We start from the raw sequence: 20,820 nt of genomic DNA, 5'->3' as shown, positions 1-20,820 counted from the left end.
TTCTACAGGTCGGCGGGGGCGGCCAGCCGGCCGACCACGGCGGTGGCGGCGGCCACCGGCGGGGAGACCAGGTGGGTACGCCCGCCCCGGCCCTGACGGCCCTCGAAGTTGCGGTTCGAGGTGGAGGCGGAGCGCTCGCCCGGCTTCAGCGTGTCGGGGTTCATCCCCAGACACATGGAGCAGCCGGCGAACCGCCACTCGGCCCCGGCGTCGGCGAAGACCTTGTCCAGACCCTCGGCCTCGGCGGCCTCGCGCACGGCGGCGGAGCCGGGCACCACGAGCATCCGGACGCCGTCGGCGACCCGGTGGCCACGCAGTACGTCAGCGGCGGCCCGCAGGTCCTCCAGGCGACCGTTGGTGCAGGACCCCACGAAGACGACGTCGATGGGCAGCTCCCGCAGCGGGGTGCCGGGGCGCAGGTCCATGTACTCCAGGGCCCGGCGGGCGGCGGTGCGCTCCGAGTCGGTGGTGAACTCCTCGGGGTCCGGCACCGGGGCGCTCAGCGGCGCACCCTGCCCGGGGTTGGTGCCCCAGGTGACGAACGGGGTGATCTGGCTGGCGTCCAGGGTCACCTCGGCGTCGAAGCTCGCGCCCTCGTCGGTGGGCAGCGTCCGCCACCACGCCACCGCCGCGTCCCAGTCCGCGCCCTGCGGCGCGTTCGGTCGACCCTTGAGGTACGCGAAGGTGGTCTCGTCCGGCGCGATCATGCCGGCCTTGGCACCCCACTCGATGGACATGTTGGCGATGGTCATTCGCCCCTCCATGGAGAGGGCGCGGATCGCCTCGCCGCGGTACTCGACGATGTGCCCGCGACCTCCACCGGTGCCGACCTGCGTGATCAGGGCGAGCACCAGGTCCTTGGCGGTCACGCCGGGCGCGAGCTGCCCGGTGACGTTCACGGCCATCGTCTTCGGCCGGCTCTGCGGCAGCGTCTGGGTGGCCAGCACGTGCTCCACCTCGCTGGTGCCGATGCCGAAGGCGAGCGCGCCGAAGGCGCCGTGGGTGGCGGTGTGCGAATCGCCACAGACGATCGTCAGGCCCGGCTGGGTGAGACCGAGCTGCGGGCCGATGACGTGCACGATGCCCTGGTTGTCGTCGCCGAGGGGGTGCAGTCGCACCCCGAACTCGGCGCAGTTGCGGCGCAACGTCTCGATCTGCGTACGCGACGTGGGGTCCGCGATGGTGAGCAGGTCACCACGGCGGAGGCGGAACGCCGGGTCGGCGTACCCGGTCGGGGTGTTGTGGTCCTCGGTCGCGAGGGTCAGGTCGGTACGACGCACCCGGCGCCCGGCGAGCCGCAGCCCGTCGAACGCCTGCGGGCTGGTCACCTCGTGCAGCAGGTGCAGGTCGATGAAGAGCAGGTCCGGCTCACCAGCGGCGGACCGTACGACGTGCGCGTCCCAGACCTTCTCGGCCAGGGTCCTCGGCTCAGGAGTGACTCCCACCATCTGGACATCCTAAATTCTGGGAGGTAAGTTTCGGCTTGTGGGACACAGTATGAGCGGTGTCGGCGTTCTCGACAAGGCGGTGGTCATCCTGGCCGCCTGCGTGGACGGCGCCAGCCTGGCCGAACTCGTCGAACGCACCAAGCTGCCCCGGGCCACAGCACATCGCCTGGCCCAGGCCCTGGAGATCCACCGAATGCTGGTGCGTGACACCCAGGGCAGATGGCGGCCGGGCCCCCGCCTGGGCGAGCTGGCCAACGCCGCACCGGACGTTCTCCTGACCGCCGCCGAGCCGCTGCTGGCCGCGCTGCGCGACGCCACCGGTGAGAGCGCGCAGCTCTATCTGCGCCGCGCCGACGAGCGGATCTGCGTGGCGGCGGCGGAACGCGCCAGCGGTCTACGGGACACCGTTCCGGTCGGCTCGGTGCTGCCGATGACGGCTGGCTCCTCGGCCCAGATCCTGCTCGCCTGGGAGCCGCCGGAGGCGGTGATGCCGCTGCTGCCGCGCAGCAAGTTCACCGGCCGCACCCTCGCCGAGGTACGCCGCCGCGGCTGGGCGCAGAGCGTCGCCGAGCGGGAGGCCGGTGTGGCGAGCGTCTCCGCCCCGATCCGCGACCGCACCGGCCGGGTCATCGCCTCGGTCAGCATCTCCGGCCCCATCGAGCGCCTGGGCCGCCGCCCCGGCGAACGCCACGCCATGGCCGTAGTAAGAGCCGGCCAACGCCTATCCGGCCTCTAACCCGGCCCCCACCCCCTCCCTCGCCCACCTCGGTGATCAAGAGGTTTGCGTCACGACGCGCCGAACCTGGTGACGCAAAGCTCTTGATCACCGAGGTTGGGGACGGCAACGAGAAAGGCTCATCCCGCGTAGCGGGATGAGCCTTTGGTTGTAGCCCCGACCGGATTCGAACCGGCGCTACCGCCTTGAGAGGGCGGCGTCCTGGGCCGCTAGACGACGGGGCCAGAACTTTTCCGTTCACCACCCTCACGGGCGGTGCGAATGTAGTCTAGCGGCACCGTACCCGGGCACGAGCGCGGGGTGCGCTGTCACCCGAGGGCCCGACGGAGGCCGGAACGGGCCCGGCGGCGGACACGAAACAGCCCGCCTCACGAGGTGAGACGGGCTGTGCACGCTGTAGCCCCGACCGGATTCGAACCGGCGCTACCGCCTTGAGAGGGCGGCGTCCTGGGCCGCTAGACGACGGGGCCAGAACAACTTTTGCTCCCCCACCTTACCGGTGGAGGAGCTGCACTCTACCGAAGACCACCCTCCGCCCCCGAAGGGGCGGAGTCGAACTCCGTCAGAATCCAGCGTCTGGAAATTCTCGCGAATTCCAGCAGCGCTGGGGTACCAGGACTCGAACCTAGACTAACTGAACCAGAATCAGTCGGGCTGCCAATTACCCCATACCCCATTGGCCCCTTGCGGCGCCGGGAGTGAACTTTACCCTCCCGGTGCCGGCAGGCCAAATCCGATCCCCCCGAACCACCCGTGAGCTGCGGAAACAGGGGCATCAGACGGATCAGGCGACGGGCACCACCGGGTTGGTGAGCTCGCCGATGCCGTCGATCCGCACGGTGACGGTATCCCCCTCGACAAGCGGGCTAACCCCGGCTGGAGTGCCGGTGAGAACGACGTCGCCGGGCAGCAGAGTCATCACGTGCGAGATGTACGACACCAGACCTGGCACGTCGAAGACCATGTCCTTCGTCCGGCCGAGTTGGCGTACCTCCATCTCCTCCGGGTTGCGACCCACCTCACACCGGATCTCCAGGTCGGAGACGTCCAGCCCGGTGGTGATCCAGGGGCCGATCGGGCAGAACGAGTCGAAGCCCTTGGCCCGGGTCCACTGCCCGTCCGAACGCTGGAGGTCCCGAGCGGTGACGTCGTTGGCGCAGGTGTAGCCGAAGATGGCACGTTCGGCGGCGGCGCGGTCGGCGCGGCGCGCACCGGGTGCCCCGATCACGACCGCCAGCTCCGCCTCGTGCTCGACCTGCTTGGAGAAGATCGGCAGCCGGATGGCGTCCCGGGGGCCGATCACCGAGGTGGACGGCTTGAGGAAGAGCAGCGGCTCCTTGGGCACCTCGTTGCCGAGCTCGGCGGCGTGGTCGGCGTAGTTGCGGCCGACACAGACGACCTTGCTGGGCAGGATCGGCGAGAGCAGCCGGACGTCGGAGAGGGCCCAGCGGGCCCCACTGAAGGAGAGATTGCCGAACGGGTGGCCCTCGATCTCGGCGATGGTCAGGCCCTGCGGCCCGGCCTCCGCTTCGCCTTCGACGGCACCGAACGACATTCCCTTGGCATGGGCGAAACGAGCGATACGCACCCGGCCAATCTAGCGCCGCCGACGCCCAAACCGGCCAGGACCGGCGGTCGGGTGTGCTCAACCCGTCAGCGCGCGGCACCCTACCGGAGCTGGAGGTGACCGGGGCGGACTTCTCGACTTCGTACCCGCACGGAGGCGGCTCGCCCCTAGCGTCGGCTCCGGAGGTTCGTTCGTATGCCTGCATCGACACGACACCACAGAGCCCTCGCAGTGTTCGTGCACTGCCTCGGCATCCTCGCCGCCGTGCCGGCCCTGCCGTCGGCGGCTCCGGAGGCGGCGGCCGCGCCACGACCACCGGCCGCCACGCCACAACCGACGGCGGCCGCCCCACCACCACCGGCGGCCACACCAGCACCAGCGGGAACCCGGCCGCCGGTGGCGATGGTCGCGCGGGTGACCGAGCCCACCCCGCCGTCGGCGCCACCGGCGATGGCACCACCGACCCGGGCACCGGCGTCGGCGCCCCCGCAACAGGTCACGGTGGCGGTCGCCACGGAGAGCAGCCCGGCACCGAGGTACCGGATCCAGGTGCGCAACGTGAGCAACTCTCCGCTGGAGACCACAGTGCGTCAGGAACTGCCGCCCGGATCGTCGACGACCGCGATCAGCGGTGGTGGCCGGTCCACCCCGGCCGGCGGATCGGCCACCGAGGTGACCTGGCGGTTGCGGCTGCCCGCGCACAGCACCACCACCCTGGGCACCGCACTCGCGGCGACCGCGCCTGGCCAACCGCTGACCGCGCCGACCTGCGCGTTCACCAGTGACGGCAGCCGGCCGTACGACTGCGCCACGGCCACCTGGCAGGCGGCAGCGGCACCGGCGGCCGAGGTGACCGAGGCGCCGCCGTGGCGCCGCTACCCGGTGCTGCTCGGCGGACTGGCGGTCCTGCTGCTGATCAGCGCCGCCCTGGTGTGGGTGTGGCGACGTCGGCGCGGGCGGCGGGTGACGGCTGCCGCGCTCTCCACCGGTGGCGGCGCCGAGGGTGGCCGCGGGATGGTCTACCCCCGCCCGGCAGCGCCGAGTCCGGTGCGGCGTCGGCGTACCCCGCCGGTCTGGATGTTGGTGGGCGCCGCCGTCGTGGTGCTGGCCGCTGTGGTCGGCACCGCGGGTTGGACGGCGACCCGGCAGGTCGCGGCGATCGACACGCAGAAGCAGCCCACCAGCGGCGCGTGGGTGGGCACCGGGGTCAACGGGTCGCTGGGCGTGCCGCTGCGCGAGTCGGCGTTCGAGTTCACCGTGTACCGGATGACCTGCGGCGCGCCCGGCACCGCCGGGAAGGTCGACGGCGGCGGTGCCGCACCGGCCAACGGGCGACGCTGCGAGGCCACAGTGGGTGTGCGCAACGTCACCGGCGACCATCAGCCCTGGCACAGCGAGCTGCAACGGGCGTACCTGCCCGGTGGGCGCTGGGTGAGCACCGACGAGTCGGCCACCCGGACGGCGAACCTGGGTCGGGACGTCTTCGCCGACCCGATGGCGGCGGGCACCCGGATGGTGCTCCCGCTGGTCTTCACCGTCGACGGGCGGGACCCGCCCCAGCAGCTGGAGCTGCGCAGCGGGGTGTTCTCCGCCGGGGTCCGGGTGCAGATGCCCTGAGAACGGCGTGCGGGCGGCGGTCGTACCCTGGGGTGCGTGACCGCCGCCCTCGCCCCCGCCGTGCTCGACGCGACGCGGTGGCAGGCCCGCCGACGGGCCCACGAGGAGCGGGTGGACGTCTGGCTGACCCCGCACCTGGCCCGGCGACGACGCGGTGAGCGGCATCCGGTGGCCGACTTCCTGTTCACCTACTACTCGCACCGCCCGGCCCAGCTGCGGCGCTGGCATCCCGGGCCCGGGGTCGAGCTGCTCGACGCCGATCCGGCCGAGTTCGGCCGCGACTACCGCGCCGGCACCGCCGGGGTCACCCTCGACACCGAGGGGGTACGCGCCCGGCGCGGCGAGTCGATCGCCTGGGTCCGCTCCCTGCTGGAGGCGACGCGTGGACGTGCGGCGCACTTCGGCTGCTTCGGGATGCACGAGTGGGCGATGGTCTACCGGCAGACCCGGGAGGAGCTGCGGCACAACGCCTGGCCGCTGCGGCTCAGCGCGGAACGCACCGACGAGGTTGTCGAGGAGCGGGGCGTGCGGTGCAGCCACTTCGACGCGTTCCGGTTCTTCACGCAGCCGGCCCGCCCGTTGAACCTGCTCACCCCGACACGGGAGACGCAGCACGCGCACGAGCAGCCGGGCTGCCTGCACGCCAACATGGATCTGTACAAGTGGGCGTACAAGTTGTCGCCGTTGGTCTCCTCGGAGCTGGTGGCCGACGCGTTCGACCTGGCCCGGGACATCCGCACGCTGGACATGCGGGCCAGCCCGTACGACCTGGCGGCACTCGGCTACCCGCCGGTGCGCGTGGAGACCCCGGACGGCCGGGCGGAGTACGCGGCGGCCCAGCGCGGGTTCGCCGAGCGAGCCGCCGTGCTGCGCGACCGGCTGCTCGCCGCCGTGCCGGCCTAGTCGCCGTCGGGGATCAGTCGTCGTCGGCGCGGCGGTCCCGTTTGCGCTGGGACTGGCGTTTCTTCTCGGCCAGCCGGCGTTCCTTGGCCCCACGGGACGGGCGGGTCGCTCGGCGGGCCGGCGGCGGGGGCGCAGCGGCCTCCCGCAGCAGGGCGGTCATCCGTGCCCGGGCCGCCTCCCGGTTGGCCAGCTGGGCCCGGTGCTCGCTGGCCGCGATCGTCAGCACCCCGTCGACGAGGCGGTTGGCCAGCCGGGCCAGCGCCCGCGGCCGCAGCCACTCCGGCACGGCCGGCGAGTTGGCCACGTCGTAGCTCAGCTCGACCCGGGAGTCCGCGGTGTTCACACCCTGCCCGCCCGGCCCCGACGAGCGGGAGAAGCGCTCCCGTAGCTCCCCGGCGGGGACGACCCACCGGTCGGTCACCCGCAGTCCGTCGTCCACGCCCCGAGGCTAACCCGCGACGACCCGCCAGGGGTCATCGGTGCGGAGGCTCACTCTGCGTCGGCGACTGGGTGGGCGCCGGCCCGGCGCTCTCCTCGTCGGAGCCGACGGCCGCGTACGCCACCGCGCCGAAGAGCAGCACCCCGATCACCGCGGCCTTCACGACGACGCCGCGGATCAGCGACCAGGCGCCCCGACGGGCGCCTGGCACCGATTTCTTGACGGTCTGGTAATCGTTCCACCCACGTCGTGCCCGGGCGTACGCAGACCCCACTGCACATCCGATGACCAGGCCCACCAGCAGGAGGACCGTGAGAAGAGGACGCTCCACCTCCGCCAGTATCCATACCGAGCGTAATATTTCCATGGTCCGATGCCGTCTGGCCGGATATCCGACAGTGGTGGCCCCCGTCAGGGCGTTCGGGCAGCTCAGCCGCCCTTGCCGATGATCGTGTCGGCGGTCTGCTGCACCTGGTCGATCGGGATGGCGAACCCGATGCCGATCGAGCCGTTTCCGTCGATGGTGGCGATGGCGGTGTTCACCCCGACCACCTCCCCGCGCGCGTTGACCAGTGGCCCACCGGAGTTGCCGGGGTTGATGGACGCATCCGTCTGCACCGCGCTGTGCCGGTTGTTGCCGAGCCGCACCTGCCGGTCGAGCGCGCTGACGATGCCCGCGGTGACCGTTCCGGCCAGACCGAGCGGCGACCCCACCGCGAGCACCGGCTCACCGACCCGGGTCGCGCCCGGTTTGGCCAGGGGCAGCGGGGTGAGACCGGCCGATGCCGGCACCTTCAGCACCGCCAGGTCGCTGCGCGGCTCCCGTCCGACCACCTCGGCGGCGAACCGGCGGCCGTCGGGCAGCTCCACGGTCACCGGCCCACCACCGGCCTTGGCCAGGATGTGGTCGTTGGTGATCAGGTGCTGCTGGTCGTCCACTGCGAAGCCGGAGCCGGTCGCGGACCCGCTGGTCGCGCCGCCGGCCAGCACCGACACCACCCCGGGTACGGTCCGCTCGGCCGCGGTTACCAGCTCGGCCGGCACCGGGGCGGCGGACGCCGCAGCCGGACCCCCAGCCCCGTCCCGGCTGGCCACCACGCCGCCGGCGAGAGCACCGGAGACGGCCGAGACCGCCACCACTGCCAACACGGCGAGCAGCCGCCCGGGCCGTCGCCCGCCCGGGTCGCGCTCGGGCGCGTCCCACCACCCGCGCCCGTCCGGGTCGAGTTCCGGTGAGATGAACCAGGGACCGCGCGGTTCGCCCAGTCCGGTCTGCACTGCCATGCGTACTCCTCACGGTCGACGTCGGTTGGGCGCGGCGGTCAGGGCAGCCGGGAGAACCAGCGCATCGAGCCGGCGGCGGCGCCCATCGCGAACACCAGTCCGAGGCCGATGAACCGGGCCGAGATGTCCTGCCGCTCGGTGCGGTAGCCGACCGAACTGCCGATGTCGTCGTAGACGGCCCGCAGCTCGTCGGTGGTGCTGGCCTCGTGGAACATCCCGCCGGTCTCCTCGGCGACCGCCTTGAGGGTCTGTCCGTCCACCGGCACCTGGATGGGTCGTCCACCTCGGTCGACGAACCCGGACGGGGTGCCGAACGAGATCGAGTGCACCGGCACCTCCGCCTTCACCGCTTCCGCCGCCGCCTCCATCGGGTCCATCCCGGAGGTGTTGGCGCCGTCGGAGAGCAGGATGACCCGGGCGGGTGGGGTTTCCTTCGCGGCCTCGCTGTCCAGGCTCTTGACCGCGCCGAGCGAGGTGTTGATGGCCTCACCGATAGCGGTGCCCTGGACACCGGTGATGCCCTCGGCGAGCCGGTCGATCCCCTCGTCGAGGGCGTCCCGGTCGGTGCCCGGGGGCACCAGCACCGCGGCACTGCCGGCGAACGCGACGAGACCCACGTTGAACTCGTCGGGCAGGCCCTCGACGAAGCGCCGGGCGGCCTCCTTCGCCGCGGCCAACCGGTCCGGTTCGACGTCGGTGGCGAGCATCGACGTGGAGACGTCCACCGCCACCATCACAGTGGCCCGTTCCCTGGGCACCCGAACTTCGGCGCTCGGTCGGGCGAAGCCGACCACGAGCAGCGCCAGCATGGCCAGGAAGAGCCCGGCCGGTACGTGCCGACGCCAGGCGGGCCGCTCCGGCGCCACCCGGTCCAGCAGCCGCAGGTTGGTGAAGCGGACCGCGTACCGGCTGCGTCGCCGCTGCATCACCAGGTACGCGACGACCAGGGCGAGCACGCCGAGCAGCAGCCAGAGTCGCAGCGGCGACTGCCAGGTCACGCCGCACCTCCCCGAGGCTGGCGGACCGGCGCGGCGGCCAGTCGACGCTGGGCGTGCACGTGCCGGACGATGTCCGCGCTCCAGTCGCCGTCGGTGCGCAGCGGCAGGTGGGTGGCGCCACTGCGGCGCAGCGCCTGGTGGACCTGTTCGCGCTGGGCTGCGGCGGCCTCGGCGTACCGCTCGCGCAGCCCACGGTCCGATGTGCACACCTCGCGGTGCCGACCGGTCTCCGGGTCGACGAGCGTGATCAGTCCGACGTCCGGTAGTTCCAGCTCACGCGGGTCGGTCACCTCGATCGCCAGCACCTGGTGCCGGACGGCCAGCCGGCGCATGGTCCGCTCCCAGGGCGCTGTCTGGCCGGGGTCGTCGGGCAGGCCGTCGAGGAAGTCGGAGACCACCACTACCAGCCCACGCCGGTTCGCGATCCGGTGCAGCGCGTCGAGGCCGTCGGCCAGATCGGGCGGTCGGGCCGCAGGCCCACGCCCCGGCCGGTCGGTGGGCGCGGTGGCCCGGGGAGCGGCGAGCAGCGCGCGGAGCAGGGCAAGCAGATGAGTACGCCCGCTGCGGGCCGGGAAGCGGCGTACCCCGTCGGCGCGCAGCACCTGGGCGCCGAGGCGGTTGCCGACGCCCGCGGTCAGGAAGCCGACCGCCGCGACGGCGGCCACCGCCAGTTCCCGTTTGTCCAGCTCGGCGGTGCCGAACTCCATGCTGGCGCTGCCGTCGACGAGCAGCCAGGTGGTCAGCTCCCGGTCGGCGTCGACCTGCCGGACGTGCGGCACGGCGGTCCGGGCGGTCACCGCCCAGTCCATCCGGCGGACCTCGTCCTCGCCCGGCCGGTATTCGCGACTGCCGGAGGGTTCACTGCCGGGACCGGGCAGCAGACCACGGTACTGGCCGTGCAGCAGGCCGTTGAGTCGGCGGGTGACGGTCAGCTCCAGGCGGCGCAGGCGCTGGTCCGGGGCCAGCTCGGCCAGGCCGGGGTCGACGGGCGCGACGGTGGCGCGTCTCATGCCGCCGCCAGATCCGGTGTCTGCTGCGGGTGTCCGGTGGCCAGCCGGGGCGGCGGCACCGCCTCCACGAGCCGTCGCACCACGCTCTCGGCCGACACCCCGTCGGCCACCGCGTCGAAGGAGAGCACCAGCCGGTGGGCGAGGACGTCGACGGCAAGCTCACGGACGTCCTCGGGCAGCACGTACTCCCGACCCCGCAGCAGGGCCTGTGCCCGGGCGGCCGCGACCAGGCCCAGGGTGGCCCGGGGGCTGGCCCCGTACGCCAACAGCGGGGCGATCTCCGGCAGCCCGAACCGGCCGGGGTCGCGGGTGGCGAGGATGAGCCGCACCACGTACTCGGCCAACGCGTGGTGGACGAAGACCCGCTCGGCGTGAATCTGGAGGTCCCGCAGCCGTTGCGCGTCGAGCACCTGGCGCGGGGTGGGTCGGTCGGTGCTCATCCGGTAGAGGATGGCCAGCTCGTCGGCGTCGCTGGGGTAGTCGACCACCACCTTCATCAGGAACCGGTCACGCTGTGCCTCCGGGAGCTGGTAGACCCCCTCGGACTCGATCGGGTTCTGGGTGGCCAGCACCAAAAATGGCTCCGGGACCGGCCAGCTGCGCCCGCCGATTGAGACCTGCCGTTCGGCCATCGCCTCCAGCAGCGCCGACTGGACCTTGGCCGGGGCCCGGTTGATCTCGTCGGCCAGCACCAGGTTGGCCATGATCGGGCCCAGCTCGATGTCGAAGGTCTCCTTGGACGCCCGGTAGATCCGGGTGCCGACGATGTCGGAGGGCACCAGGTCCGGGGTGAACTGGATCCGGGAGAAGGTGCCGCCGACCACTGTCGCGAGGGTCTGCGCGGCCAGTGTCTTGGCCACGCCGGGTACCCCCTCCAGGAGGCAGTGTCCGTTGGCGACCAGGGCGGTGAGCAGGCGTTCGACGAGGCGATCCTGCCCGACGATCACGCGTTTGACCTCGAAGAGGGTCTGTTCCAGCTCGATGCCGGTCGGCTCCGGATCGACCGGGCTGGGCATGCTGGCCAGGGTGTCCGAGATGTCCGTCACGGTGCTTGCTTCCCGGGCACAGGCTCGGCAAACGTGGGATTGTGCGGGCCGGACCGGCCCGGAGTGGCCGGAATCGGGATGAGCCGCACGGAAGGGTGACGACCGTCGCGAGCCCGCCGAGGGGTTACCAACCGGCCGGTGACCGACCAGGAAGCGCCCGACCGGCACGAACCGGTCGAGGACGGCCCTCGTGACCCATCGAACCTCGGCACGGGCTGGCCGAGGTGCGGCCGGAGGGTCCGCGCGCCGAGCGGACCGGGTCCGGCCCCCGCGCCACAGGCGACGGGGGCCGGATGTCGGGCCGATCAGGCGAGGTGAACGACCAGGTGGAAGCCCAGGTCCGTCGGAGTGCCGGCCGAGGTGCGGGTCTGGACGAAGACCGCGTTGGGCGTGCTGAGCCGGGGCGCGACCGAGATCTCGCCGGCCGGCGGAATGCAGCAGGCGTCAGCCCGGCCGATGGTGGCCACGAAGACGCCGGCCGTGACGTTGCGACCGAAGATCACCTCGTACTGACCGGTGCCGTACTTGATGACGGTGCCGGTACCGCGCGCCTTGGTGCCGTTGGAGTTGACGACGACGATGGTGGTGGAGGCGACGAGCGTCGAGTTGGCCTTCAGCGCGGCCTTCGCCGTGCGGGCCGACTCGGCGGTGACCGGCGGTTGGGCGTTGCTGCCGCGTGCCGCCGGCTGGACCGTTTCCTGCGGCGCCAACGCCTGCGGCTGGGCGATAGCGATGCCCCCACCGGCGAGACTGAGCCCCAGGACAGCGAACGTGACCGCCGCCACCTTACGTCGGAAGGATTTGCTCATGACAGGTCCCCCTTGTGTGACCGTGCGAATTCGGCCGACCCGCGGGGCGGGACGGATGACTGCCCATAAATAGGCGTACGACGACAGTCGGGCGGAAGAAAGCTGCCTCCTCACACCCGACGAGATTGATTTCTTAGCAATCTGCATCCCCTCTGAGCTGCGGTTACTACTCAGAGTTGCGTCGTTTAAACCAGATGGAACGTAGCACCAGAAAAAGCCGACAGTCAATAGTTGATCTCGCTTTTCCGGGGTGTCAACCAACCGTCAGATAATTGTGAAATGTGAGCGCATCGTCATTCATGAAATGGGTTCGTCGGGCCCGACTACGATCATCACGTGATCGTCGACGCGCTACCCGCGCACCGAAGGGCTCGGCTCGGCACGGTGCTCTGCTGGCTTGCCGTCGTACCCACCGCGCTCTGGGCGGCCGCCCGACTGCTCGGCCTGGACCGGGGGCCGTTGGTGCAGGCGCTCGCCTTCACGCCGTACGTCGCGGGGGCCAGCGTGCTGGTTCTGGCGCTCGCGCTCGCCCTGCGGCGCTGGTGGCCGGCGGCGCTCGCGGCCCTGGCGGCGGTGGCGTTGCTCGGCACCGTCACACCTCGGGCGCTGGCCAGCCCGCAGCCGGCGGCGGCCGGGCCGACAGTGCGGCTACTCACCGCCAATCTGCTCGCCGGGGCCGGCAACGCGGAAACGCTTGTGGAGCTGGTTCGGCGACACCAGGTGGACGTGCTCACCGTGCAGGAGTTCACCCCGGACGCGCAGGCCGCCCTGGATCGGCTCGGCCTGGACACGCTGCTGCCGCACCGGCAGCTCAACGCGGAGATCGGCACCGCCGGCTCCGGCCTCTACTCGCGGTGGCCGCTCACCGACGGCGGCGTCCGACGCAACCTCGAAGGTTGGGGCTTCAGCCAGGCGTACGCGACGGTGCCCGTCCCCGGCGGGCCTCCGGTCCGCGTCGAGTCGGCCCACCCCTCGGCGCCGTACGCGCTGGACCAGATGGGTGCCTGGCGCGCCGACCTGACCGCCCAACCACCGGCCACCCCGGACGGTGGCCTGCGAATCCTCGCCGGGGACTTCAACGCAACCCTCGACCACAGTCCACTGCGGGCCCTGCTGCGCAGCGGTTACGTCGACGCCGCCGATGCCGCCGGAGCGGGTCTGACCGGCACCTGGGGTCCGTACGACGGCGACCTCATCCCACCCGTCACCATCGACCACGTCCTGGTCGACCACCGGATAGCGGTCCGCTCGGTGCAGGTCTTCGCCCTGCCCGGCAGCGACCACCGCCCCGTCCAGGCCACCCTCACCCTCCCCACCCCCTGACCGGGGGCGGGGAGGCGGGGAGTCAGACGGAGGTGGGGGCCAGGCCGTAGGTGAGGGCGTCCACCAGGGCGTGCCAGCTGGCCTCGACGACGTTGGGGTGGACGCCGACAGTGGTCCAGTCCCGGCCACCGCCGTCGGAGGTTTCCAGCAGGACGCGGGTGACCGCGCCGGTGCCGTGGCTGCCCTCCAGGATGCGCACCTTGTAGTCGGCCAACTCGAAGTCGCGCAGCTGCGGATAGTGCCGCGCCAGCCCCACCCGCAGCGCCTCGTCGAGGGCGTTGACCGGGCCGTTGCCCTCGGCGGTGGCGATCACCCGCTCACCGCGAACCCGGATCTTGACGGTCGCCTCGGAGACCACCGCGCCGTCCTCGCGGTGCTCGACCAACACCCGGTACGACTCCAGGGTGAACGGTCGGGCCGGGCTGCCCTCCGGCAGCTCGGAGCGGACCAGCAACTCGAAGGAGGCATCGGCCGCCTCGAAGGACCAGCCACCCGCCTCCAGCTCCTTGACCCGCTTGGTGACCCGGGTCAGGGCGTCCGGGCTGCCGGCCAGGTCCAGGCCGAGCTCACGACTCTTGAGCTCGACGCTGGCCCGACCGGCCATCTCGGTGACCAGGATCCGCATGTCGTTGCCCACCACCGACGGGTCGACGTGGTTGTAGAGCAACGGGTCGACCTTGATCGCGCTCGCGTGCAACCCCGCCTTGTGAGCGAAGGCAGCGGCCCCGGCGTACGCCTGGTGGGTGTCGGGGGCGATGTTGGCGATCTCGGCGATGGCGTGCGAGACCCGCACCATCTGCGCCAGGCAACCCTCCGGTAGGACGGGCATGCCGAGCTTGAGTTGGAGGTTGGCGACTACCGCGAAGATGTCCGCGTTGCCCGGGCGTTCGCCGTACCCGTTGGCGGTGCCCTGCACGTGGCGGACCCCCGCCTCCACGGCGGCGATCGTGTTGGCCACCGCGCAGGCGGTGTCGTTCTGGGCGTGCATACCGAGCAGCCCGGCGTCGATCCCCAGCCTGTTCGTCAGGTCGTGGATCACGGCGGTCACCTGGGACGGCAGCATGCCGCCGTTGGTGTCGCAGAGCACCATCCGCTCGGCGCCGGCGGCGAGCGCGGTCTGCACCACGGCAGCGCCGTACGCGGGATCGTGTCGGTAGCCGTCGAAGAAGTGTTCGCCGTCGACGAAGACCCGTCGACCCTCGCGGACGAGGTGGTTGACGGTGTCGTGGATCATCGCGAGGTTCTCCGCGCCGGTGGTGCGCAGCGCGCGCTCGACGTGCCGGGTGTCGGCCTTGGCGACCAGGGCCACGGCCGGGGTCTGCGCGTCCAGCAGGGCGCGCACCTGGGGGTCGTCCGCGACCGCAACGCCGGCCTTGCGGGTGGCGCCGAACGCGACGAGTACGGCGTGCCGCAGGTCCAGCTCGGTGCGGGCGCGGCGGAAGAACTCGGTGTCCTTGGGCACCGCGCCCGGCCAGCCGCCCTCGATGAAGCCGACGCCGAACTCGTCGAGCAGCCGGGCCACGGCCAGCTTGTCGACCACCGAGTAGGTGAGCCCCTCGCGCTGAGCGCCGTCGCGCAACGTGGTGTCGAAGACCTGGAACGTCATCAGGATCCTTTCTCGGAGCAACAAAAAGACCTCCCGCGGATGCGGGAGGTCTGCGCGCTCGGCAGAGGGGAGAGCCGGCGCGCTAGGTCGCAATAATCAGGGCGGTGCTGGTCACGATGGCCACTCTGCCACTCCTCCCCTGTTTTTGGGAGGAACAATCCACATAGCGGGATGGTGACGGAGGGTTCGTTCGCCCCGACCTGCCGCTCGTGATCGGCTTCACAAGCCACCGGGCCACTCATCGGGGGAAACAGCCATGCGGAAGCATCTGGAGTGGATCCGATGACGGCCACCGTGCCGTCTGCAAGGAGGACCTGTGCTCACCGTCAGTGACCGCTTACCTGAGCACGGACTCGCCGCCTGCGTATCGCTGGGCGCCAACAACGCGTCCAGGACGATCAACCACACGTCCCACGAGGGCACGTGGTGTGTGGTCTTCGTCGGGCCGATGGATTTCACCTCCATCAGCCCGACGGAGATCGCCGACGAGACCCCCGCCGCCGGAGTCTGACCATGGGCCTGGACGCGATCAGGGCAGCCCTGCCGGAGTACGCCAAGGACATCAGGGTCAACCTCGGCTCCACCATCGGTTCCTCGGCGTTGACCCCGGTGCAGACCTGGGGCACCGCGCTGGCCTGCGCGGTGACCGCTCGCAACCCGGTGGTGCTGCGGGAGATCGCGGCCGAGGCGCTCGGGCACCTCGGGCCGGAGGGTGTCGAGGCGGCCAAGGGCGCTGCGGCGATCATGGCGATGAACAACATCTACTACCGGGCCAAGCACCTGATCGGCGACGAGCGGTACGCCTCGATGCCGGCCCGACTACGGATGCAGATCATCGCGAGGCCGGGGGTGGACAAGGGCGACTTCGAGCTCTGGTGCCTCGCCGTGTCGGCCGTCACGGGCTGTGGGGTGTGCCTGGAGTTGCACGAGAAGAAGCTGCGCGCCAACGGCTTCACCAGGGAGCAGCTGCACGAGGCCCTGCGGATCTCCGCCGTGGTGCACGCCGCGGCGGTCACCCTGGACGCCGAGGCCGCACTGGCCTGAACACGTACGCCCCGACGGGCCGATGCCGCACCTCGCGACCTCGGCCCCCTGCCGTACGCGCTTCGGCCCGTCGCCCTACCCCGACCCGTCGCCGTTTCCGGCCCCCGACAGCCGGGTAGCTCCTGCGGGGACACACCCACCTACGCCGAGACGATCGGCGACAGTCAGGAGTGAACGGCATGGACAGGATCGATCCGCACGCCACCCACGCCGGGCCGGACCCGCTGCGCGGCGGCGACCAGGGCACGGTGCCCGGCGGCGCGCCAGCCGGCACGTTCGACCCCTGGCGCTACCGGGACCAGGCCGGCGTGGCCGACGTCGACCTGGTCGGCTACAAGGTCGAGGCCACCGACGGTGGAATCGGCAAGATCGACAGCGCCAGTCACGAGGTGGGCGGCAGCTACCTGGTCGTGGACACCGGGCCCTGGATCTTCGGCAAGAAGGTGATGTTGCCGGCCGGCACCGTCAACCAGGTCGACCACGACCAGCGCACCGTCTCCGTCGACCGGACCCGGGACCAGATCAAGGCCGCCCCGGAGTACGACGAGACCAGCCACAGCGACCCGAGCTACCGGGATCAGCTGGGCGGCTACTACGACGAGACGTACGGTGCGCTTCCGCCCGGCACGGCACGCTGACGGCTCGGCCCGACGGCCGGTGGGGCTCGGACCCCGCCGGCCGTTACCGTGAGGGCGTGGACGCCATCGACGACAGCCGACAGATTCCGCTCCCCGCCACCTTCAACTTCCGCGACGCCGGCGGCTACCTCGGGCACGGCGGCCGACCCGTACGCCGTGGTCGGCTCTACCGCTCCGACTCGCTGCACCGCCTCACCGAACAGGACCGGGACGCGTTCGTCGCGATCGGCATCCGCACCGTCATCGACCTGCGCCGCCCCACTGAGGTGGAGCGGGACGGCCGGGTGCCGGCATACCAGGGGTTGACCTACCGGCACATCCACCCGGAGCACGACGACTGGGCGGGCGTGCCGCACGAGGAGGGCGCGAGCCTGGCCCGGTACCTCGCGGACCGGTACGCCGCCCTGGCGCAGACCGGCACCGCCGGGCTGGCCGAGGCGGTCGGCCTGATCGCCGATTCCGCCAACGCCCCGGTGGTCGTGCACTGTGTGGCCGGCAAGGACCGCACCGGCATCGTGTGCGCGCTGACCCTCGCCGTGCTCGGCGTCGACGACGCGGACATCACCGCGGACTACGCGCTCAGCAGCGAGGCGTCGGCCCGGTACAGCGCGTGGCTGGCCTCCATCAACCCGGACGGAGTGGAGGTGCCGGCACCGTTTCTGGCCTCACCCGCCGAGGCGATGCAGATCTTCCTCGACGAGCTGCGCGCGGGGCACGGCTCGGTCGAGGCATACCTGCGCCACGCCGGGGTGACCGACGAGCAGCTCGCCGCGCTCCGCGACCACCTGCTCGACGCCCCCACCAAGGCGCAGCCCACCGACGCGTAGGGCCGACTGCGCCGGCCCGTCCGGGCGGGCGGGCCGGCGCAGCGACGGAGATCAGAAGACCCGCTGCACCCAGCCGTGCGGGTCGGCCGCCTTGCCCCGCTGGATGTCGACCAGCTGCTGACGCAGGGCCATGGTGACCCGACCGGGTTCGCCACCGCCGATCAGGAACTCGCCGTCCGGGAAGCGGACCCCACCGATCGGGGTGACCACCGCGGCGGTGCCGCAGGCGAACACCTCCTTCAGGCGTCCGCTGGCGGCGTCGGCCTGCCAGTCGGCGAAGCTGACCGGCCGCTCCTCGACCTGGTGTCCGGCCGCGCCGGCCAGCGTGAGGACGGCGTCGCGGGTGATGCCCGGCAGGATCGTGCCGGTCAACGGTGGGGTGACGACAGTGCCGTCGTCGTAGACGAAGAAGACGTTCATGCCGCCCAGTTCGTCGACGAACCGGCGCTCCACCGCGTCCAGGAAGACGACCTGGTCACAGCCGGCCTCGATGGCCTCTGCCTGGGCGGCGAGCGACGCGGCGTAGTTGCCGCCGCACTTGGCCGCGCCGGTGCCACCGGGCGCGGCCCGGGTGTAGTCCGGAGAGACCCAGACGGTGACCGGCTTGACGCCACCGGTGAAGTACGCGCCGACCGGTGAGGCGATCACCATGTAGAGGTACTCGTTGGCCGGGCGGACGCCGAGGAAGACCTCGCTGGCGAACATGAACGGCCGCAGGTAGAGGCTGCCGTCCTCGCCGGTGGGAATCCACTCCCGGTCGATCTCGATGAGCTTGTGCAGCGAGTCGACGAACACCTCCGGCGGCAGCACCGGCATCGCCATCCGCTGCGCGGAGGTGGCGAAGCGGGCGGCGTTGGCGTCCGGCCGGAACATCGTCACGCCACCGTCGGCAGTGCGGTACGCCTTGAGCCCCTCGAAGATCTCCTGCGCGTAGTGCAGCACCGCGCTGGCCGGGTCCATCGGGATCGGGGCACGGGCTTCCACCCGGGCGTCGTACCAGCCCTTGCCGTCGGCGTAGCGGACGGTGACCATGTGGTCGGTGAAGACCCGGCCGAAGCCGGGATTGGTCAGCAGTGCGGCCCGATCGGCGGCGGATACCGGCGCGAGATTCGGACGGATCTCGAAGTCGAGCTTGTCACCACCGCTCATCGCGCTGACCTCCCTGCGGAACAACGGCATGCGGGACCGCACACCGACATGGCTGTGCCAGAAACTTACCCCGAACGGTCGTTAAGCGGGTAGCGCCGGTCGGGCTGCGCGTGGCAGACCGGCCTCAGGGCCGGTCGCCACTCGGGCCGGGGTGATCAGGCTACGGCGTGGGCGGCGAGCCGGTCGCCGACCTCTTCGGTACGCAGGGTTACGCCCGGCACCCGGCTGGCCAGCTCGGCGGCGACCGCCGCGTTGACCCGGGCGGCCGACTCGCTGTGCCCGAGCTGCTCCAGCAGCAACGCGGCGGAGAGCACCGCGGCGACCGGGTCGGCGATGCCCTGCCCGGCGATGTCCGGCGCCGAGCCGTGCACCGGCTCGAACATCGAGGGGTACGCCCCCTCGGGGTTGATGCAGCCGCTGGCGGCCAGCCCGATGCCGCCGGTGACGGCCGCGGCGATGTCGGTGAGGATGTCGCCGAAGAGGTTGTCGGTGACCACCACGTCGTAGCGCTGCGGCTGGGTGACCAGGAACATGGCCGCGGCGTCGACGTGCTGGTACTCGGTTTCGATGTCCGGGTGCTCGGCGGCGACCGCGTCGAACGTACGCGCCCAGAGCGACCCGGCGTGGGTGAGCACGTTGGTCTTGTGCACGAGGGTGACCTTGCGCCGCTCCCGGCGGCTGGCGCGGGCGAACGCGTCGCGGATCACCCGCTCCACGCCGTGCCGGGTGTTCAGGCTCTCCTCGGTGGCGACCTCGGCCGGGGTGTCCCGGTGCAGGGAACCACCGGCACCGGCGTAGAGCCCCTCGGTGCCCTCGCGCACCACCACGAGGTCGACCTCGCCCGGCTTCACGTTGCCCAACGGGCCGGCGACCCCGGGCCAGAGCCGGGACGGGCGCAGGTTGACGTACTGGTCGAAGGCGAACCGGAGCTTGAGCAGCAGCCCTCGCTCGAGCACACCCGGCGGAACGGTCGGGTCACCGACCGCGCCGAGCAGGATGGCGTCGTGCCCGGCCAGCTCGGTCAGCACCGAGTCGGGCAGCACCTCTCCGGTACGGTGCCAGCGGGCGGCGCCGAGGTCGTACTCGGTGGCCTGCACGTCGGGCAGCACCGCGTCGAGGACCTTGCGGGCCTGCGCGACCACCTCGGGCCCGATGCCGTCTCCGGCCACCACCGCGATCCGCGCCACGACCGCACTCCTCTGCTCAACGGTTCCGTTCGGGGCAACGGTACGTCGCCGTCCCGCCTCCCGGTACGCTGCGTCCACGATTTGGGATTGGGGAATGCACAGCACCCTCTCAGCTGGGACTCATGGGGCGGTCATCTCCGCTGCCTACGGTAGTGCTCAGTGGGTCGCGGGGGCCCGCTGACCAACGGGGTCGCGGTGACGCGGCGCCATGTGCGAGGGGGCAGATGCGATGCGCATCGACGAGCAGCCACGGACCCGCTGGCCGGACCCGTCCGCGTTCCGCAACCGCCGGCCGGACCTTCGACTCGGCAGCCGCCGGCACCGGATCGACCCGGCCGCGGCCACCGAGGGCCGGATCGCTGTGCAGCACACCGTTCGCACCGCGACCGCCGAGTACACCCTGCTGCTCAACGCCCCCGAGTGGCTCGGCCGCCGGGGCGTGGGCGAAGCGCTGCGGGACAGCGTCGCCGAGCTGCGTGCCATCGACCTCACCTACGGTCCCAACCGACCGGAGAGCCTCGTCTCCCGGCTGCGTCGGGGCGAGATCAGCCCGGAGTCGTACCCGCCGCTCGCCGATCTGGTGGACCGCTGCGCCGCGATGCGCGCGGCCACCGACGGGTGGTTCGACGCCTGGGCGGTGCCCGGCGGCTTCGACCCGGGCGGCCTGCTCGGCGGTTGGGCGGTGGAACGCGCCGCGGAGCGACTGCGCGCCGCCGGCATCCACGACTACGCCGTACTCGCCGGCGCCGACCTCGTCGTCCGGGGCCGCGCGCCGCACGGCGGACCGTGGCGGGTCGCGGTGCACCACCCGACCGCACCCGAGCGGGCGCCGCTGGTGCTGGAGATGACCGCCGGCGCGATCGGCACCTCCGGGGTGACCGGGCGGCAGGGGCACGTGGTGGACCCGCACACCGGCGAGCCGGCCGATCACCTTCTCGCCGCCACAGTGGTGGGCCCCGACCTGACGATCGCCGACGCCTACGCCACCGCGCTCTACGCCGCCGGCCCAACCGGCCTGGCGTGGTTCCGGGGCAACTCCGACTATCGCGCGCTCTTCGCGCACCGTCGCTGAGCCGGTCGGGCCCGCGATCGGCCCCCACGGTCTCGGCAACGACAGTGGGGGCCGGTCAGCGACGAGTGCGCGTGGCTCGCACAACCGAGGGGTGCGGACCGGTCGGGCCGGACGTCG

Annotated in this window: 21 protein-coding genes and 3 tRNA genes; 9 read left to right on the top strand and 15 right to left on the bottom strand. The window is 72.0% G+C overall.

Annotation, left to right across the window (positions count from 1 at the left end; translation table 11 throughout):
• Positions 1-2: 2 nt before the first annotated feature.
• A complete protein-coding gene (leuC, locus tag MED15_RS17350; protein ID WP_112582032.1) occupies positions 3-1,448 on the bottom strand; it encodes a 3-isopropylmalate dehydratase large subunit in 1,446 nt (481 codons plus the stop codon).
• Between the two features lie 49 nt (positions 1,449-1,497).
• Here leuC and MED15_RS17345 point away from each other — a divergent pair, with 49 nt between their 5' ends.
• On the top strand, positions 1,498-2,184 hold the full coding sequence (locus MED15_RS17345; RefSeq protein ID WP_091393133.1) for an IclR family transcriptional regulator: 687 nt from the start codon (positions 1,498-1,500) through the stop codon (positions 2,182-2,184).
• Between the two features lie 151 nt (positions 2,185-2,335).
• Here MED15_RS17345 and MED15_RS17340 read toward each other — a convergent pair.
• The 4 genes from MED15_RS17340 to MED15_RS17325 all read right to left on the bottom strand — a co-directional run bounded on the left by MED15_RS17340 (position 2,336) and on the right by MED15_RS17325 (position 3,772).
• Positions 2,336-2,408, bottom strand: a tRNA-Glu gene (locus MED15_RS17340).
• Positions 2,409-2,581: 173 nt separating this feature from the next.
• Positions 2,582-2,654: transfer RNA gene (locus tag MED15_RS17335), tRNA-Glu, on the bottom strand.
• A 134-nt stretch (positions 2,655-2,788) separates the two neighbouring features.
• Positions 2,789-2,860 (bottom strand) — tRNA-Gln (locus MED15_RS17330).
• Positions 2,861-2,968: 108 nt separating this feature from the next.
• Positions 2,969-3,772 carry a fumarylacetoacetate hydrolase family protein gene (locus tag MED15_RS17325; protein WP_091393135.1) on the bottom strand — a complete coding sequence of 268 codons (804 nt, stop codon included), beginning with the start codon at positions 3,770-3,772 and terminating at the stop codon, positions 2,969-2,971.
• A 174-nt stretch (positions 3,773-3,946) separates the two neighbouring features.
• Here MED15_RS17325 and MED15_RS17320 point away from each other — a divergent pair, with 174 nt between their 5' ends.
• Both MED15_RS17320 and MED15_RS17315 read left to right on the top strand, forming a co-directional pair.
• Entirely contained in the window at positions 3,947-5,368 is a 1,422-nt protein-coding gene (locus MED15_RS17320) for a hypothetical protein (RefSeq protein WP_112736198.1), read from the top strand.
• Between the two features lie 36 nt (positions 5,369-5,404).
• Positions 5,405-6,271 (top strand): 3-methyladenine DNA glycosylase, encoded by an 867-nt coding sequence (locus tag MED15_RS17315; RefSeq protein WP_112736196.1) that lies wholly within the window; start codon positions 5,405-5,407, stop codon positions 6,269-6,271.
• Between the two features lie 13 nt (positions 6,272-6,284).
• On the opposite strand, the gene arfB is transcribed toward MED15_RS17315, so the two are convergent.
• The 7 genes from arfB to MED15_RS17280 all read right to left on the bottom strand — a co-directional run bounded on the left by arfB (position 6,285) and on the right by MED15_RS17280 (position 11,857).
• On the bottom strand, positions 6,285-6,710 hold the full coding sequence (gene arfB / locus MED15_RS17310) for an alternative ribosome rescue aminoacyl-tRNA hydrolase ArfB (protein ID WP_091393146.1): 426 nt from the start codon (positions 6,708-6,710) through the stop codon (positions 6,285-6,287).
• Between the two features lie 34 nt (positions 6,711-6,744).
• Positions 6,745-6,921, bottom strand: a complete 177-nt coding sequence (locus MED15_RS34240) for a hypothetical protein (protein WP_244220481.1) — start codon at positions 6,919-6,921, stop codon at positions 6,745-6,747.
• A 218-nt stretch (positions 6,922-7,139) separates the two neighbouring features.
• On the bottom strand, positions 7,140-7,994 hold the full coding sequence (locus MED15_RS17300) for a S1C family serine protease (protein WP_112582039.1): 855 nt from the start codon (positions 7,992-7,994) through the stop codon (positions 7,140-7,142).
• 38 nt (positions 7,995-8,032) lie between these two features.
• Complete coding sequence (locus MED15_RS17295) at positions 8,033-8,992, bottom strand: VWA domain-containing protein (protein WP_112736194.1); 960 nt, start codon at positions 8,990-8,992, stop codon at positions 8,033-8,035.
• Positions 8,989-10,002, bottom strand: a complete 1,014-nt coding sequence (locus MED15_RS17290; protein WP_112736192.1) for a DUF58 domain-containing protein — start codon at positions 10,000-10,002, stop codon at positions 8,989-8,991. The genes MED15_RS17295 and MED15_RS17290 overlap by 4 nt, the downstream gene beginning before the upstream one ends.
• Positions 9,999-11,048, bottom strand: a complete 1,050-nt coding sequence (locus tag MED15_RS17285) for an AAA family ATPase (protein WP_112582041.1) — start codon at positions 11,046-11,048, stop codon at positions 9,999-10,001. The genes MED15_RS17290 and MED15_RS17285 overlap by 4 nt, the downstream gene beginning before the upstream one ends.
• A 305-nt stretch (positions 11,049-11,353) precedes the next feature.
• Complete coding sequence (locus MED15_RS17280) at positions 11,354-11,857, bottom strand: hypothetical protein (RefSeq protein ID WP_112730685.1); 504 nt, start codon at positions 11,855-11,857, stop codon at positions 11,354-11,356.
• A gap of 339 nt (positions 11,858-12,196) precedes the next feature.
• On the opposite strand from MED15_RS17280, the gene MED15_RS17275 reads away from it, so the two are divergent.
• Entirely contained in the window at positions 12,197-13,180 is a 984-nt protein-coding gene (locus tag MED15_RS17275; protein WP_425271080.1) for an endonuclease/exonuclease/phosphatase family protein, read from the top strand.
• Positions 13,181-13,202: 22 nt separating this feature from the next.
• Here the strand turns inward: MED15_RS17275 and cimA are convergent, their stop codons facing one another.
• Positions 13,203-14,786 (bottom strand): citramalate synthase, encoded by a 1,584-nt coding sequence (gene cimA / locus MED15_RS17270; protein WP_112582045.1) that lies wholly within the window; start codon positions 14,784-14,786, stop codon positions 13,203-13,205.
• A 316-nt stretch (positions 14,787-15,102) separates the two neighbouring features.
• Between cimA and MED15_RS17265 the strand changes: the two genes are divergently transcribed.
• From MED15_RS17265 to MED15_RS17250, 4 genes are all read left to right on the top strand, one after another.
• Positions 15,103-15,297 (top strand): hypothetical protein, encoded by a 195-nt coding sequence (locus tag MED15_RS17265; protein WP_112582047.1) that lies wholly within the window; start codon positions 15,103-15,105, stop codon positions 15,295-15,297.
• Positions 15,298-15,299: 2 nt separating this feature from the next.
• A complete protein-coding gene (gene ahpD, locus MED15_RS17260) occupies positions 15,300-15,830 on the top strand; it encodes an alkylhydroperoxidase, AhpD family (RefSeq protein ID WP_112730687.1) in 531 nt (176 codons plus the stop codon).
• A gap of 179 nt (positions 15,831-16,009) precedes the next feature.
• Positions 16,010-16,468 (top strand): PRC-barrel domain containing protein, encoded by a 459-nt coding sequence (locus tag MED15_RS17255; RefSeq protein ID WP_112582479.1) that lies wholly within the window; start codon positions 16,010-16,012, stop codon positions 16,466-16,468.
• A 56-nt stretch (positions 16,469-16,524) separates the two neighbouring features.
• Positions 16,525-17,295, top strand: a complete 771-nt coding sequence (locus MED15_RS17250) for a tyrosine-protein phosphatase (protein WP_112604377.1) — start codon at positions 16,525-16,527, stop codon at positions 17,293-17,295.
• A gap of 51 nt (positions 17,296-17,346) precedes the next feature.
• Here MED15_RS17250 and MED15_RS17245 read toward each other — a convergent pair whose 3' ends face one another.
• The gene (locus MED15_RS17245) at positions 17,347-18,444 is read right to left on the bottom strand and encodes a branched-chain amino acid aminotransferase (RefSeq protein ID WP_112582051.1); all 1,098 of its coding nucleotides are present in this window, start codon (positions 18,442-18,444) and stop codon (positions 17,347-17,349) included.
• A gap of 155 nt (positions 18,445-18,599) precedes the next feature.
• Entirely contained in the window at positions 18,600-19,631 is a 1,032-nt protein-coding gene (locus MED15_RS17240; RefSeq protein ID WP_112698912.1) for a 3-isopropylmalate dehydrogenase, read from the bottom strand.
• A 229-nt stretch (positions 19,632-19,860) separates the two neighbouring features.
• On the opposite strand from MED15_RS17240, the gene MED15_RS17235 reads away from it, so the two are divergent.
• Positions 19,861-20,703 carry an FAD:protein FMN transferase gene (locus MED15_RS17235; RefSeq protein WP_112582054.1) on the top strand — a complete coding sequence of 281 codons (843 nt, stop codon included), beginning with the start codon at positions 19,861-19,863 and terminating at the stop codon, positions 20,701-20,703.
• The last annotated feature ends 117 nt before the right edge of the window (positions 20,704-20,820 follow it).

The organism is Micromonospora noduli, from assembly GCF_003264475.1.
Lineage (GTDB): Bacteria > Actinomycetota > Actinomycetes > Mycobacteriales > Micromonosporaceae > Micromonospora > Micromonospora noduli.
Note: the sequence above shows the minus strand (reverse complement) of the source record. Positions and strands in the feature narration are given on the sequence as shown.

Excerpts from the sequence above, each read along its gene's own strand:
- leuC (WP_112582032.1), bottom strand. The coding sequence starts at position 1,448 with ATGGTGGGAGTCACTCCTGAGCCGAGGACCCTGGCCGAGAAGGTCTGG.
- MED15_RS17345 (WP_091393133.1), top strand. The coding sequence starts at position 1,498 with ATGAGCGGTGTCGGCGTTCTCGACAAGGCGGTGGTCATCCTGGCCGCC.
- MED15_RS17320 (WP_112736198.1), top strand. The coding sequence starts at position 3,947 with ATGCCTGCATCGACACGACACCACAGAGCCCTCGCAGTGTTCGTGCAC.
- MED15_RS17300 (WP_112582039.1), bottom strand. The coding sequence starts at position 7,994 with ATGGCAGTGCAGACCGGACTGGGCGAACCGCGCGGTCCCTGGTTCATC.
- MED15_RS17290 (WP_112736192.1), bottom strand. The coding sequence starts at position 10,002 with ATGAGACGCGCCACCGTCGCGCCCGTCGACCCCGGCCTGGCCGAGCTG.
- MED15_RS17280 (WP_112730685.1), bottom strand. The coding sequence starts at position 11,857 with ATGAGCAAATCCTTCCGACGTAAGGTGGCGGCGGTCACGTTCGCTGTC.
- cimA (WP_112582045.1), bottom strand. The coding sequence starts at position 14,786 with ATGACGTTCCAGGTCTTCGACACCACGTTGCGCGACGGCGCTCAGCGC.
- ahpD (WP_112730687.1), top strand. The coding sequence starts at position 15,300 with ATGGGCCTGGACGCGATCAGGGCAGCCCTGCCGGAGTACGCCAAGGAC.
- MED15_RS17255 (WP_112582479.1), top strand. The coding sequence starts at position 16,010 with ATGGACAGGATCGATCCGCACGCCACCCACGCCGGGCCGGACCCGCTG.
- MED15_RS17245 (WP_112582051.1), bottom strand. The coding sequence starts at position 18,444 with ATGAGCGGTGGTGACAAGCTCGACTTCGAGATCCGTCCGAATCTCGCG.
- MED15_RS17235 (WP_112582054.1), top strand. The coding sequence starts at position 19,861 with ATGCGCATCGACGAGCAGCCACGGACCCGCTGGCCGGACCCGTCCGCG.